At 69.5% G+C, this 14,463-nt stretch carries 12 protein-coding genes; 8 read left to right on the forward strand and 4 right to left on the reverse strand.

The features are described from left to right. Window positions 1-4: 4 nt before the first annotated feature. The 7 genes from J2Y70_RS12840 (at window position 5) to J2Y70_RS12870 (ending at window position 8,068) form a co-directional block, all read left to right on the forward strand. Entirely contained in the window at window positions 5-952 is a 948-nt protein-coding gene (locus tag J2Y70_RS12840; RefSeq protein ID WP_185815715.1) for an aspartate carbamoyltransferase catalytic subunit, read from the forward strand. 121 nt (window positions 953-1,073) lie between these two features. Next, window positions 1,074-3,083 (forward strand): M1 family metallopeptidase, encoded by a 2,010-nt coding sequence (locus tag J2Y70_RS12845; RefSeq protein ID WP_309918061.1) that lies wholly within the window; start codon window positions 1,074-1,076, stop codon window positions 3,081-3,083. A gap of 232 nt (window positions 3,084-3,315) precedes the next feature. Continuing rightward, entirely contained in the window at window positions 3,316-4,128 is an 813-nt protein-coding gene (locus J2Y70_RS12850) for a hypothetical protein (protein WP_309918065.1), read from the forward strand. Window positions 4,129-4,592: 464 nt separating this feature from the next. Further along, window positions 4,593-5,657, forward strand: coding sequence for a polysaccharide lyase family 1 protein (locus J2Y70_RS12855; RefSeq protein ID WP_309918068.1), 1,065 nt, complete (start codon window positions 4,593-4,595; stop codon window positions 5,655-5,657). A 163-nt stretch (window positions 5,658-5,820) separates the two neighbouring features. After that, a complete protein-coding gene (locus tag J2Y70_RS12860; protein ID WP_309918071.1) occupies window positions 5,821-6,294 on the forward strand; it encodes a hypothetical protein in 474 nt (157 codons plus the stop codon). Between the two features lie 2 nt (window positions 6,295-6,296). Continuing rightward, window positions 6,297-7,178: a hypothetical protein gene (locus J2Y70_RS12865; RefSeq protein ID WP_309918073.1), complete on the forward strand. Its 882-nt coding sequence runs from the start codon at window positions 6,297-6,299 to the stop codon at window positions 7,176-7,178. 296 nt (window positions 7,179-7,474) lie between these two features. Then, window positions 7,475-8,068: a hypothetical protein gene (locus J2Y70_RS12870; RefSeq protein ID WP_309918075.1), complete on the forward strand. Its 594-nt coding sequence runs from the start codon at window positions 7,475-7,477 to the stop codon at window positions 8,066-8,068. Window positions 8,069-8,281: 213 nt separating this feature from the next. On the opposite strand, the gene J2Y70_RS12875 is transcribed toward J2Y70_RS12870, so the two are convergent. Then, a complete protein-coding gene (locus J2Y70_RS12875) occupies window positions 8,282-8,764 on the reverse strand; it encodes a hypothetical protein (RefSeq protein ID WP_309918077.1) in 483 nt (160 codons plus the stop codon). Window positions 8,765-9,406: 642 nt separating this feature from the next. Here J2Y70_RS12875 and J2Y70_RS12880 point away from each other — a divergent pair. Further along, on the forward strand, window positions 9,407-10,789 hold the full coding sequence (locus J2Y70_RS12880) for an amino acid permease (protein ID WP_309918080.1): 1,383 nt from the start codon (window positions 9,407-9,409) through the stop codon (window positions 10,787-10,789). A 160-nt stretch (window positions 10,790-10,949) separates the two neighbouring features. Here J2Y70_RS12880 and J2Y70_RS12885 read toward each other — a convergent pair whose 3' ends face one another. The 3 genes from J2Y70_RS12885 to J2Y70_RS12895 all read right to left on the reverse strand — a co-directional run bounded on the left by J2Y70_RS12885 (window position 10,950) and on the right by J2Y70_RS12895 (window position 14,299). After that, complete coding sequence (locus tag J2Y70_RS12885; RefSeq protein WP_309918083.1) at window positions 10,950-12,212, reverse strand: arsenic transporter; 1,263 nt, start codon at window positions 12,210-12,212, stop codon at window positions 10,950-10,952. A 558-nt stretch (window positions 12,213-12,770) separates the two neighbouring features. Beyond that, window positions 12,771-13,220 carry a hypothetical protein gene (locus J2Y70_RS12890; protein WP_309918086.1) on the reverse strand — a complete coding sequence of 150 codons (450 nt, stop codon included), beginning with the start codon at window positions 13,218-13,220 and terminating at the stop codon, window positions 12,771-12,773. A 245-nt stretch (window positions 13,221-13,465) separates the two neighbouring features. Continuing rightward, window positions 13,466-14,299, reverse strand: coding sequence for a prolyl oligopeptidase family serine peptidase (locus J2Y70_RS12895; RefSeq protein WP_309918089.1), 834 nt, complete (start codon window positions 14,297-14,299; stop codon window positions 13,466-13,468). Window positions 14,300-14,463 lie beyond the last annotated feature (164 nt).

Here is a 14,463-nt window from a genome sequence, read left to right on the forward strand (position 1 = left end):
CGCCATGACTGACCCGCAACTCGATTCCAACGGGCGCCTGCGCCACCTGCTGACCCTGGAAGGCCTGCCGCGCGCGACCCTGCTGCAACTGCTGGACCGCGCCGGGCAGATCCGCGACGCGGCGGTGGGCCGGGTCGGCAAGCGCAACGTGCTGGCCGGCACCGCGGTGTGCACGCTGTTCTTCGAACCGTCCACGCGCACCCGCAGCTCGTTCCAGCTGGCCGCGCAACGGCTCGGCGCGGACGTGCTGAACTTCGACGCCTCGACCTCGTCCACGCGCAAGGGCGAGACCGCACGCGACACGCTGAAGAACTTGGAAGCGATGGGCGTGCGCGGCTTCGTCGTGCGCCATCCCGAGGATGGTGCGGTCGAGCGCTTGGCCGAGGCCGCAGGCGAGGGCACCGCGCTGATCAACGCCGGCGACGGCCGCAGCGCGCATCCCACTCAGGGCCTGCTCGACATGCTGACCCTGCGCCATGCCAAGGGCGGCGATTTTTCCAAGCTCAAGCTGGTCATCGTCGGCGACGTCAAGCACTCGCGCGTGGCGCGCTCGGACCTGCACGCGCTGCGCACGCTCGGCGCCGGCGAGGTGCGCGTGTGCGGCCCGCAGGCGCTGCTGCCCGACGACGGCACCCTGGACGGCTGCGTGGTCGGCGACGACTTCGACGCCATGCTCGACGGCGTGGACGCGGTGATGATGCTGCGCCTGCAGCGCGAGCGCATGGAGGAAGGTCTGGTGTCCTCGCTGGAGGGCTATCACGCGCAGTACGGCCTCACCGCCGAACGCCTGCGCCGCGCCGCGCCGGGCGCGGTGGTGCTGCACCCGGGGCCGATCAACCGCGGCGTGGAGATCACCGACGAGGTGGCCGACGGTCCGCAGTCGTGCGTGCTGCGCCAGGTCGCCAACGGCGTGGCGGTGCGCATGGCGGTGCTGGAGACGTTGCTGGGGTGATCGCCGTCGTGTGATCGCGACGGATCTTGTGGGAACCCCGGCGCTGCGGGTGGCGATCGGCACATCCGCGCCACCCCGATTCGGCCTACCATCGGGGGCGATCCTCCCCACGGACGCCCCCATGATCCATGCCCTGCGCCGCGCCGGTTTCGCCGCGGCTTGCGCCTCGCTTCTCGTCCTCGCCCAGGCCAACGCCGCCGCGCCGGTCGCCGCCGCGCCCGCTGCCGCCAGCGGCTACGACCCGCTCGCCCTGTTCGCGCCGCTGCAGCTGCCGCAGCCGGCCAGCGCCTATCGCAGCGGCGGCGGCGTGCCCGGGCCGCTGTACTGGCAGAACCGCGCCGACTACGACCTGCACGCCAGCATCGATCCGGCCACGCGCATGCTCAGCGGCCAGGAAACCATCACCTACCGCAACCGCAGCCCGGACACGCTGGACGTGCTGTGGCTGCAGCTGGACCAGAACCTCTACCGCGCCGACGCGCGCGCCCGCGGCGTGCGCCCGGCGCGCGAGGAGCGTGCGCCGTCGCCGGCTACCGACGGCTACCGCATCGCCAGGGTGGAGGTGGAGCAGGGCGGCAAGCGCGTGCCGGCCACGTTCCTGATCGACGACACGCGCATGCGCGTGGACCTGCCACAGCCGCTGGCTGGCGCCGGCGCGGCGCTGAAGCTGCATATCGACTACGCCTACACGGTGCCCGGCACCTGGGGCGGACGCACCGCGATCACCCCGACCGGCGATGGCGACATCTACGAGATCGCGCAGTGGTATCCGCGCATGGCGGTGTACGACGACCAGCGCGGCTGGGACACCCAGCCCTACCTTGGTGCGGAGTTCTACCTGGAATACGGCGACTTCGACTACGCGGTGACGGTGCCGTGGAACTATCTGGTCGCCGGTTCCGGCGAACTGACGAACTCGGCGCAGGTGCTCACCGCCACGCAGCGCCAGCGCCTGGCGCAGGCCGCGGCCAGCGACCGCACCGTGGCGATCCGCAGCGCCGCCGAGATCGGCGATGCGGCCAGCCGGCCGACCGCCAGCGGCACCCAGACCTGGCGCTTCCACATGGCGCATACCCGCGACGTGGCCTTCGCCGCCTCGCCGGCGTTCGTCTGGGACGCCGCGCGCATCGACCTGCCCGAAGGCAAGCACGCGCTGGCGATGTCGGTGTATCCGCGCGAAGGCGTCGGCGCCGACAAATGGGACCGCTCCACCGAGTTCGTCAAGGCCTCGATCGAGCACTTCTCGCGGTGGTATCCGTATCCGTGGCCGGTGGCGGTGAACCTCGGCGGTCACGGCGCCGGCATGGAGTATCCGGGCATCGTCTTCGACGACATGCACGACGGCGGCAAGGAGCTGTTCTGGATCACCGCGCACGAACTGGGCCACGGCTGGTTTCCGATGATCGTCGGCTCCAACGAGCGCCGCGACGCGTTCATGGACGAAGGCTTCAACACCTTCATCGACGTCTACGCCTCCGATGCGATCAACCATGGCGAATTCGCGCCCAAGCGCGACAGCGAGTACGCGCCCAAGGGCGGCAACCCGGTCGACGAGATCCTGCCGCTGCTGGCCGACGCGCAGGCGCCGACCCTGCTGGATCGCGCCGACGCCACCAGCGAGACCTACCGGCACTCGCTGACCTACTTCAAGGGCGCGCTGGGCCTGGTGCTGCTGCGCGAACAGATCCTCGGCCCGGCGCGCTTCGACCCGGCGTTCCGCAAGTACATCGCCACCTGGGCGTACAAGCATCCGACCCCGTCGGATTTCTTCCGGCTGATGGAAAGCGAATCCGGCGAAGACCTGGCGTGGTGGTGGCGCGGCTGGTATCTCAACAATTGGCAGCTGGACATGGGCGTGCGCGCGGCCAGCTATGTCGGGCACGATCCGGCCAAGGGCCTGCTGGTGACCTTGCAGAGCAGGCAGAAGCTGGTGATGCCGGCGACGCTGCGCATCGACTTCGCCGACGGCAGCCACCTCGACCAGCGCGTGCCGGTGGAAACCTGGATCCAGCAGACCCAGCCGCAGATCCGCGTGCCGAGCACGCAGAAGGTGCTGCACGTGACCCTGGATCCGGATCATCGCCTGCCCGATGCCGACCGCGGCGACAACGAGATCGACGCGGTGAGTTGAGGCCGTGGGCTGCGCGGCGCGTGGCGGCTGCGTGCCGCTTGCGCAGTGCCGCCGGCGCGGCGATAGTGCCGCTCCGCACGCGTCCGCGTGCGTCCGCGTGCGTTCGCACGCAGGGAGAAGGTTCTTGCCAGCAAGTGTCGATGCCGCCGTGGCGATCGCTTCATGTAGCGCTGTAGTACCGAGCATGGCGTCGCGCGTTGCATGGGTCATCCGCGCGCGCCGGATCGATGCGATGGCGTCGCCGCCACGCGCACGCCTGTTGCGGCGATGGCGCTGCGCCGCATCGCGTCTGGCCGCGCTGCTGTGTCTGCTGGCCGCCGCGCCGCTGGCCGGCGCCTGGCATCCGCAGTACCCGCCCTGGGCCGGCACGCCGCCGCGCGCGGCATGCGAGGTGCAGGCGCTGGAGCCGGCCGATGGCGGCGAGGTGCGCTGGGGTGGGATGTCGACCTACCGCCATGCGGGCATCCGCCTGCAGCTCGATTTCACCGATATGCCGATGCTGCAGCTGTTCGATGCGCACGATCGCGCCCTGGTCGCGCCGGTCGCCTTGAGCGGCGGGCAGATGGGGTTCCATGGCGTGGAAACGATGGACCTCAACCGCGACCGGCGACCGGATTTCGTCGTCACTCTCGGCAGCGGCGGGGTCGGCCTGGCCGGCGGCAACGCCTGGCGCCGGGTGCTGCTGTCCGACGGCAATGGCTATCGGTCGATCGACGTGGAGACCCACGAACCCACTGCCGACGATTACCGGCTGCTGCCGCACCGTGCCGGTTGCGGACTGCTGCAATTGGTGCCGGTCTGGGCCGATGCGTCGCTGAGCCGCGACCGCAAGCCGCACCTGTTCTGGGTGTATCGCCTGTTGCGCTTCGAACACGGGCGTGCCGCGTACGCCGATTCAGATCTGCCCGGATTGCCCAAGTGGATCCTCTACACCGCACGCCCGCACAACAGTCGCGCCACCACGCTGCTCGGTCCCGTGCAGAAGCGCGCGGCGTGGGCGGCGCGCGAGCACGGCAGGATCGCGCCGGCGCCGGCCGGCCCGTAGCGTTCCCAATCGTCCGGGCGGTCGTTGGCGACGGCGGCCGGCCGACATCGCGTGCGCCGGTGCATGCTGCACGCGCAACATCGGCTGCATGGGGGGCAGGCGTGGCAATGACGCGCGATTGTCTCCACCGCGTAGCGAGCGCGCTCGGCAGGTGGCGCCGAGCGGCGTGCGGACGACGCTGCGCCGCGGTTCTTCGTCGTGTTCGGCACATGTGCAGTGTCGCGCGCGATCGCGCGGCGCACGCCTGTCTGCGGCTGTCGTTGTCTGTCCCCGTCTGTCCGTTCGTGTCCGCTTCGCCTGTCTCGCTCGCCGATCGTAGGAGCGGATCTAGCTTCCCGATTTGAGGGGATTGCGCCTGCGCCGGCTCGCGCCAAGACTGCGCCCGGCCCCCACGCCCCGTGCCATCGCCCATCGCGTTCCGCGCAGGGCGCCAGGCGCTTTTCGCTGCAAGATGGGAGAGTCCGATGAACACCCAGTCCCTCACAGGCATGCTCGCGCTTGCCTCGCTGTTGTGCGTATCGCCCGCTATCGCCGGCCCGATCGGCTACGGCGCCGCCACCACCGGCGGCGGCAACGCTGTGCCGATCAACGTCGCCACGATGGAGGCGATGCAGGCCGCGATCAACAACTATTCCGGCAGCGGCGGCCTGGTGCTGAACTACACCGGCCAGTTCGACTTCGCCAGCATCGGCAACGTGTGCGCGCAGTGGCAGCTGCCGGCCAGGACCGTGCAGATCAAGAACAAGAGCAATATCACCATCCGCGGCGCCAACGGCTCGTCGGCGAACTTCGGCCTGTGGGTGGTGGGCAATGCGCACAACATCATCATCCGCAACATGACCATCGGCCTGCTGCGCGGCGGCGAGGACGCCGACTCGATCTCGCTGGAAGGCAATTCCACTGGCGAGCCGTCCAACATCTGGGTCGACCACAACACCTTGTTCGCCTCGCTGACCAAGTGCGCCGGCGCCGGCGACGCCTCCTTCGACGGCGGCATCGACATGAAGAAGGGCGTCCACCACGTCACCGTGTCGTACAACTACGTGCACGACTACCAGAAGGTCGCGCTCAACGGCTACAGCGACAACGACACCAAGAATGCCGCGGCGCGTACCACCTACCACCACAACCGCTTCGAGAACGTGGAATCGCGGCTGCCGCTGCAACGCCGCGGCCTGAGCCACATCTACAACAACTACTTCAACAACGTGCTCACCTCCGGCATCAACGTGCGCATGGGCGGGGTGGCGTTGATCGAGGCCAACTACTTCGAGAACGCCAAGAACCCGGTCACCTCGCGCGACAGCACCGCGATCGGCTACTGGGACCTGGTCAACAACCATGTCGGCAGCGGCATCACCTGGACCGTGCCCGAGAGCACCAGCAAGCCCTACGCCAACGCCACCACCTGGATCTCGTCGAAGGTGTTCCCCGAGCCGCTGGGCTACCTGTACACCGCGATTCCGGCCGCGCAGGTCAAGGCCAAAGTCATCGCTACGGCCGGCGCCGGCACCAACCTGGCCGAGTAACGCGAACCTCCCTGGCGCCCCGGACAACCGGGGCGCCTGCGTCCGCGGCGCGGGCCTGCCCGCCGCCATTCGGGATGCGCCTCCCGGGCCGCGGCCTCCGCGCTTGAGTCGGGTGCGCGGATCTCCCAGAATGCGTCATCGACGGCGGAAGGAGCCACGTCCCATGTCCGACGCCAGTTCCCTCGCGCTGCGCGCGCGCTGCCGCGCCGTAGGCCCTGCAGGCTTGCGAATGCCGATGCGCCGATTGCGCCGCGCCGCGTTGCTGATCCTTTCTCTCGTCTCGACCGCAGGATGCACCATGGCCGATCCTTCGCTTTCCAAAGAGCAATTCGCGCAGCAGGTCACCACGTTGTTGGGTGGCCGGGATGCCGTGGAGGTGCCGGCTTCGGCGCTCACCACATTCGCATGGCAGCGCCTGTGCTTCGAGCGCGACGACGCGCTGCTGCTGAAGTTCACCGTGGACGGCGACGAGCGCGTGCTGTCGCTGCCCTACGAGGAGTTCTTCGTCGACGAGGGCCACGTGCAGGATTCGCTGGAGGATGCCTGCCTCGGCCCGGGCGACAGGATCGTGGTCAGGAAGAAATATCCCGGATACACCGGCCCGGTGGAATTCCAGAAGAGTCGTCAGGGAGGCTAGTCATGGTCGACATCACCGACCCGAAAGGCGCCAAGCGGGAGATCGAGCAGGAGGCTTATCGGTACTACGAGCAGTTGAGCGGCACGCCGCTGGCCAGGCGGCCCGACGGCAGCTTCGCCGCGCAAGGCCACAACGACGAGCTCGATGCGTTCCGCCATGCCTATACCAGCGGCCGCGTCACCCAGGTCGCCGGCGGCATGCAGTGGGTCGCGCGCCATTTCGGCAACGACGCGGAGATCGGCGCGGCGCATCCCAACGATCCGTACGAACACCGCATGGACCTGTGGAACAACGAGGCCGGCCGCCGCCTGGGCGATGCCGCCGCCGACGCGCCCGACCTGGCCCAGCGCACCTACGCGGCGCTGCGCAACGGCGAACTGGCCACCGGCCTGTCCGATCCGCGCCTGCGCCAGCTGTATCCGGACGATCCGCGCCTGCAACTGGCGCAGGGCGACCCGCAGCGCGACCTGGTCACCGGCGGCGACGTGGACCGCATCAACCGCGACGTCTCGCGGCTGCAGGATCAGGCCCAGGACCGATTTCCGCCCGGCCATCAGGACCGCGCGTATTTCGACGCCTTGCGCGCGCAACTGCCGGCCGAGGTGTCCGACACCAAGGTCGCGCAGGCGATGCTGGCGGCCAAGTCCGAAGGCATCGAGCGGGTCGACCAGCTCGGCACGGCGACGCTGCACAACGATCAGATCTTCGTCAGCGGCAAGACCCCCGGTTTCCGTGCCCAGATCGACGCCAACGCGCCGGCGCCGGACATGCGCGAGACCGTCTACCAGACCGACCAGCACAACCTGGTGCGCGCGTACGACGAGCAGCACCGCACGCAGCCGCAAGCCCAGCAGCCGCAGTACGCGGCGCCGGGCGGACCGTAGCGCGATGCGTCGGCGCCATGCGCCGACGTGCGGGCATGGCGCCCTACTGGTGCGACCGATCGTGCAGTGGTTTGCCGCGCCCCTGCGCCTGGTGTAAGCCGCATTGCCTTTCGCCAGGGCGGGTGCGCCTGGCGGAGCGCCTCGATGCGCAAGCGGACATCGCTTGGGGACACTGAGCGCTGCTGCCGCGCCAGCGTGAGGCGAATGTCGCGCGCGGCACCGGAGCGCGGCGATTTTGGCTATATTTGCCGCGGGGACGCCGGCAGGGGGCCGGTGTCGCAGATCAAGGGACGATCGTGGACATCCAGCAACGCCGTTTTTCGAACCGTATCGGCTATGTCTTCGGCGACGACGAAGTGCACTATTCGGTACAGGACAGCTCCGGCAGCCGCAGCTTCTCGGTGGGCTACGGCGACATCGGCCGCGACCGCCAGACCCTGACCGAGCGCAATCAGTGGCTGCGCAATGCCGGCATGCTGTGGGGTGTGCTGGGGCTGGTGCTGACCGTGATGGCTTCGCTGAAATCGCATGCGTTCACGCCCTCGTTCTGGCTGTGGGTCGGCATGATCTGCTATGCCGCCTATCACTTGATCGTGACCCACTACCTGATCATTCCGACCGAGAAGGGCAACCTGCTGGTCATCAAGAATGCCGACGGCGAGCGGATCGTCGCGCAGCTCGAACAGCGCCGCGCCAGCTACTTGCGGCGCGAGTACGACGTCATGCTCGCCGAAGAGCATCCCGAACAGCGCCGCAACCGTTTCAAATGGCTGCACCGCGAGGGCGTATTGAGCAGCGAGGAACTGGAGCAGCGCCTGCAGCAGGTGGATGCTCGCGATCCGGCGCTGCTGGTGGTGCAACAGGTCTTGTCGGGCAACCAACTGCACTGAGCCAGTAGCGGTTGCCGCCGCCCGCGCCGCGACGCGGAGGCATGCAAAGCGGATGGCGTCCGCCGCGCCAGTGGCGCTGGCGTGCGCTTTTTTACGTCCGGAATGCATGCGGCCATGGATCGGCCGCACGGTGTTTTCGCATCCCGACGCCTGGGCCTGCAACGAAAACGCCGCGGCCGTTGCCGGTCGCGGCGCGGATGCTGGACGCGCGCGTTACTGCGGTGCGGCCGGCGCCTTGGTGCGCGGGATCACGTACGAAGTGATGTATTCGCCGTTGGAACCGTAGACCACGACGATGGTGTTGTTGGCGTCCTGGTAGACCACGGTGGCGCTGCACGGGCAGCTCGCGGCGGCGGTGACCATGCCGAGCGGGCGGTCCTTCTCGTCGTTGACGGCGATCAGCTGCTCTTCGGCGGCCGAGCCGATCGGCAGGCGCGATTCGGCGCCCGGGGTGACCGCGATCACCGTGATCACGTCGTCCTTCGACGAGTTGATCTGCGCGAACTTCAGCCCGGACTTCTCGAACGTGTAGACCTTGAACAGCGGCGACAGGCTGACGTTCTTCTTGCCGGCCGGGACGCGGTCGCCCAGGCCCTGGACGACGTCGTTGGCTTCGAGCTTCTGCCCGGCGGCGTGGGTCTGCGCCGCCGCGAACGCGGCGGCCAGGACGGCCAGGGTCAACAGGGGTTTGAACATGGGTGTCTCTCCTTGTCTTGATGCAGCGGACCGGTGCGCCAGAGGCCGGGCGGCAGCCGTGGTCCTTTCCGGCCAGGCCGCTCGGTGCAGGCCGTCTCCCGGCCTGCCATCACGCGTGCGGGCGGAGCCTCGCGGTGCGACCGGTGCAGCGCCATCCGCGGCGCGGACTCCGGTCGTCGAGGCGGGCTCCCAATCCGACGCATGTTCAGTATTTCTGACGTTAGTATCGCTGTCAATACCGAAAATCAATGACATGCGCGATGTGCGAGGAAATTCGCTGGTTTTGTATTTCCGAACTTGGCGTGTCACCCGTGCCCCGAGCGCGCGCTTGCTCGTGCATAGGCCGCGCAGGGAAGGGGGTGGGACAGGCAGGGGCAGGGCAGGGAGGGGCAGGGAAGGGAAGAGCGATCAAGCGGGCACGCGTCCACGTCCGGGTGGCAACGTGCGCTCTTCGCGCGACAAGCGGCCTCGCGGTCGGCCGTGGCCGATCACCAGTTGCCGGACGGGCGATCGCCACACGCTCGCCGCCGATGCCTAACCGCCAAGGCAATGGCCCATCCCGATCGCCTCGACAGACGCAAGCGAGCACGCCGCCATCGCGACGCGGTATCGTGTCGGGATTCCTGCCGATCGACCAACCCGATGCCGCATCCGTCCATGCCTCCCGGTCCCGCTGCCACGTCCGCCACGCCCGCGCTGAGCCATGCGCTGAAACCGCGGCAACTGATCATGATGGGCCTGGGCAGCGCGATCGGCGCCGGGCTGTTCCTGGGCTCGGGCGTGGGTGTGCACGCGGCCGGGCCGGCGGTGCTGATTTCCTACCTGGTCGCCGGCGCGCTGGTGATCATCGTGATGAACGCGCTGGGCGAGATGGCCGCGGCCAAGCCGGCCAGCGGCGCGTTCTCGGTGTATGCCGCCGATGCGATGGGCGCCACCGCGGGGGCGACGGTGGGCTGGCTGTGGTGGCTGCAACTGGTGATCGTGATCGCCGCCGAGGCGGTGGGTGCGGCCGGCCTGCTGGCCACGGTCTGGCCGGCATTGCCGGTGCCGCTGGTCGCGGTGGTGTTCATGGCCGCGTTCACCGCGATCAACCTGCTGGGCGTGCGCAATTTCGGCGAATTCGAATTCTGGTTCGCGATCCTCAAGGTGGTGGCGATCATCGCCTTCATCCTGATCGGCGTGGCGCTGCTGGCCGGCTGGTTGCCGAACGTGGCCTCGCCGGGCTGGTCCAACGTCACCGGCAACGGCGGCTTCGCGCCCAAGGGCGCCGCCGGCATCGGCGCGGCGTTGCTGGTGGTGGTGTTCGCCTTCGGCGGCACCGAGATCGTGGCGGTGGCGGCGGCCGAGACCGCCGACCCGGAGCGCAGCATCGCGCGCGCGATCCGCACCGTGGCCTGGCGCATCCTGGTGTTCTACATCGGCTCGCTGAGCGTGATCATCGCGGTGGTGCCGTGGCAGAGCGAGGCGCTGAGCTCGCCGTTCGCCGCGGTGCTGCAGGCGGCCAGGATCCCCGGCGCGGCCACCGGCATCACCCTGATCGCGGTGATCGCGCTGCTGTCGGCGCTCAACGCCAATCTGTACGGCGCCTCGCGGATGATCTTCTCGCTGGCGCAGCGTGGCGAGGCGCCGCGCGCACTGGCGTTCACCAGCCGCCACCAGGTACCGCTGCTGGCGGTGCTGGCGAGCGTGCTGTTCGGCTTCGTCGCCGCGGTGCTGGAGCTGCTGTATCCGAACCGGGTGCTGCCGGTGCTGTTGAACATCGTCGGCGCGACCTGCTTGCTGGTGTGGACGATCTCGCTGCTGTCGCAGCTGATTCTGCGCGCGCGCGCGGACCGTGCCGGCACCCGCCTGCCGTTCCGCATGCGCGGCTATCCGGTGCTGACCGTGCTGGCGCTGGCGATCCTGGCGCTGATCTTCGGCCTGCTGGTGGCCTCGGCCGACACCCGCGCGCAGTTCCTGTCGATGGCCGCGCTGACCGCTGCGATCGCGCTGGTCAGCGGCGTGGCGCGGCGGCTGCGCGGGTAGGGCAGGGCGCTGCGCTTCCTGTTGGAGCGGCTTCAGCCGCGACCTGAAGCGGACATTGCGATGTAGGCAGAAGAGAGCGCTGCATTTTTGGAGGAACGCAAAGCGTCGTGCTTGCGTTCGTCGCGGCTGAAGCCGCTCCTACAGAACAGCCGCGGGCCGCTCAGCCCAGCAGCAGGCGTGCGCCCAGCGCGCACAGCAGGGCAGGCGGCATCACCAGCGCGCCGACCTTCAGGAAGCGCCAGAAGCCCACGTCCTCGCCCTCGCGGCGGATCGCGGTCAGCCACAGGATGGTGGCCAGCGAGCCGGTGATCGACAGGTTCGGGCCCAGGTCCACGCCGATCAGCAGCGCATCGACCACCAGTTGCGGCGGATGTGCTTGGGCGATGGTGGTGCTGGCGATCAGCCCGGCCGGCAGGTTGTTCATCAGGTTGGAGGCGAACGCCAAGAGCGTGCCGGCCGCGCCGGCGGTGGCCAGCGGCGACTGCGCGCTCGCGCCGGCCAAGGCCTGCGCGAGCGCGCCGATGACCCCTGTACGTTGCAGCGCCTCGACCAGCACGAACAGCCCGGCCACCAGCGGCAGCACCGCCCACGACACCGCCTTGGCCAGCGGCAGCGGCGATTGCCGGCCGCCCAGGCACACCGCGGCCAGCGTGGCCAGGCCGGCCAGGCAGGTGGGCAGGCCCAGCTCCAGGCCCAGTGCGGAGACGCCGACCAGCAACGCCGCGGTGGCGAGGATGCCGGCCAGCGCGAAGGCGCCGCCACGGCTGAGCGGCGCGGTGTCCACGCGTTCGGCGCAGCGCCCGCGCAGGTCCTTGCGCTCGGCCCAGTACAGCATGCCGAAGGTGACCCCGATCGCCAGCAGCGACGGCAGCGCGAAGGCGGCCATCCATGCGCCCAGCGTCGGCATGGTGCCGCCGTACAGCACCAGGTTGGCGGGGTTGGAGATCGGCAGCACGAAGCTGGCGGCGTTGGCGATCAGCGCGCAGGCGAACAGCAGCGGCAGCGGCTTGGCCCCGGCCTTGCGCGCGGCGGCGTACACCGCCGGGGTCAGCACCACCGCGGTGGCGTCGTTGGACAGGAACGCGGTGACCACGATGCCGACCCCGAACACCAGCGCGAACAGGCGCCGCGGCGAGCCCTTGGCCAGGTTCACCGCATGCGTCGCCACCCAGTCGAACAGGCCTTCGGCGCGCGCGGTTTCCGACAGCAGCATCATCCCGATCAGGAACAGGTAGACGTCGTAGCCCTTCAGGACCGCATGCCAGGCTTCGGCGCCGGGCATCAGGCCGAGCACCATCAGCAGCAACGCCCCGCCCACCGCCCACAGCGCCTCGGGCAGCTTGAACGGCCGCGCGATCACCCCGGCCGTGGCCAGCGCGCAGATACTCCAGGTGGCGAGGTTCGCCGCGTGCCCGCTCAGCATGCGCGTGCGGCCGTGGCAGCGGGGCAGGGTGCGCGCACGCTGCGCCGCTGGCATCTGACGCGGACAGGATTGCGGTCCGCGGTGTACGCGTGGGAAAGGACGGACATGGGGGCGATTCGGCGCGTGCAACCGCGGGGAGAACGGGCCGGCAAGGATAGCAAGCCGGTCGCCGCCGGCTTGGCGTCCGGGGCATTGCGCGGCGTTTGCGCGCGGCGGCGTTCAGCAGCGAGGCAGCAGCGAAGCGGCGACCGGGGAGTCGGAAAAGCGTACGTCAGGGCTGCGGGTGCGTCGGCATACGTTGCATGCGGCAATCTCCCGCAACCGCTCCTGCCGACTCCAGGAAAAGCCGGTGCCACTGTTGTGCACGCGCTGCGAGTGCATGTTGCGCGCGCCATCGCCTGGCGTACCCCGCCTACCCCGGAAAAGTGAGTACCAGTGCTGTGGTTAGGCTACGAGTGCGCATTGCAATGCAATGATCGACCCGGCCACGCTTCTGCCAATCCCCAATCCCCAATCCCCAATCCCCAATCCCCAATCCCCAATCCCCAATCCCCGCCACTAAGACACATACCTGTCGATCCAGCGCTGCAGGACATCGCTCAGGCTCGGCTTGGCCGGCAGCGACAGCGCCGCGCTGCGCGCGAAGCCGGCCGCGGCCTGTGCGAAGTCCTGTTTCGCGCGCCGCGTCGCCTGCTGCGCCGCCGCCTGCTGCTGGCGCAACTGCACGATGTGCAGCGACGGCCGTCCGGGCGGCGCGAACTTCTGGTCGCGGCGCAATGCGTCGGCGGACAGCGTGGTGGCGTGTGCGGCCTGCGCCAGCGCCTGCCTGGCCTTGAGCACCTGCAGCAGCCATTGCCCGGTCTCGCTGAGCTGCCAGGGTGCGGCGGGGTCGGAGGTGGCGATCAGCAACGGCGGAATCGCGGCACCGGCAAGCTCGGCGACGCTCGGGTCCAGGCGCTGCAGCCGTTCGAGGACGTCGGCCTGCGCGAAAGCGGTGTCGGTTGCCATGGGCGGCCCGGGAAGAAACGAGCGCGGACTGTACGCGGTTTTGCCGTGCGGGTGGCTGCCGCACCGCCGAGGATGCGCAGCAACTGGCTTCTGCTGTCCTGCCTTCGCCTGGCTCGGTGCTGGCAGCGGCAGCGGCAGGTGCAGTTTCGGCCCGGACGCTGCCTCTGTGCTGTGGCTTTCTGTCGCGGCTGAAGCCGCTCCTACAGGAGTAAAGGACCGGAAGCCGTGCCGGTCCGTGCGCCGGCTCAGCTGCCGCCAGTCGCGGTTTCCGGCGCCGCGTCGGCGGTGTCGGCGCCGCGCTTCTGCGCGAACAGCCATTGCCACATCTTCGGGTCGCGGTAGGTGGCGTCCCAGGCGTTGTGGTTGCCGTCCGGATATTCGGTGTAGTGCACGTCGGCCTCCAGGTTCTTGAACGCGCGATAGATCTTGCGGTCGTCGTGCGGCAGCACCACGTCGTCCTGCGCACCGTGAAAGATCCATACCGGAATCCGCTGCAGGCGTTCGGCCAGTGCGGTGTAGGGATCGGGAAGTTCCGCCACCGGGGTGACCACCAGATATTCGCGGTCCTCGTGCGGGGACAGGATCGCGCCGCAGATCGGTACCAGCGCGGCGAAGCGCTGCGGCTGCTGCAGCGCGATTTCCCAGGTGCCGTAACCGCCCATCGACATGCCGGTCAGGTAGGTACGTTGCGGATCGGCGCCGAATTCGGCGCTGGCCGCGTCCAGCGCCTGCAGCGCCATGGTCGCGTTGACCCCGTTCCACTCCTGGTCCTCCGGAACCTGCGGCATCACCACCAGCGCCGGGAAGTCGCCCAGGTGGCGGCGCAGGTACGGGCCCACGCCCGCATCGGCCTGCTGCTTGCCGTCGCTGCCGCGCTCGCCGGACCCGTGCAGGAACAGCACCACCGGCACCGGGCCCTGGCGATGCGGTGGCGCCGGCACGAACACCTGGTAGCGGTACAGGCGCCCGTCCACGGTCAGCTGGCGGGATACGAAGTGGCCGCTGGCCGGGTCGCTGGGCAGGCTGCTGCAACCGACCATCGACAGGCACAGCAGGATCAGCAACGAACGCATGGACATGGGCGGCCCTCGGCGGTGTGAACCCCCAGTATCGGCGTCCCGGCCCTTGCGCGACAGAGCGCCGTGCCGCCAGCGCCGGGCCCGGACATGCGCCAGTCAGGCGCGGGCCGCTGGGCCTTCCTCTTTTCGCACGCGCGCCGGCGCCGTCTTCGCGCAGTCGGCAA

Source organism: Xanthomonas sp. 1678, from assembly GCF_031455575.1.
Classification (GTDB): domain Bacteria; phylum Pseudomonadota; class Gammaproteobacteria; order Xanthomonadales; family Xanthomonadaceae; genus Xanthomonas_A.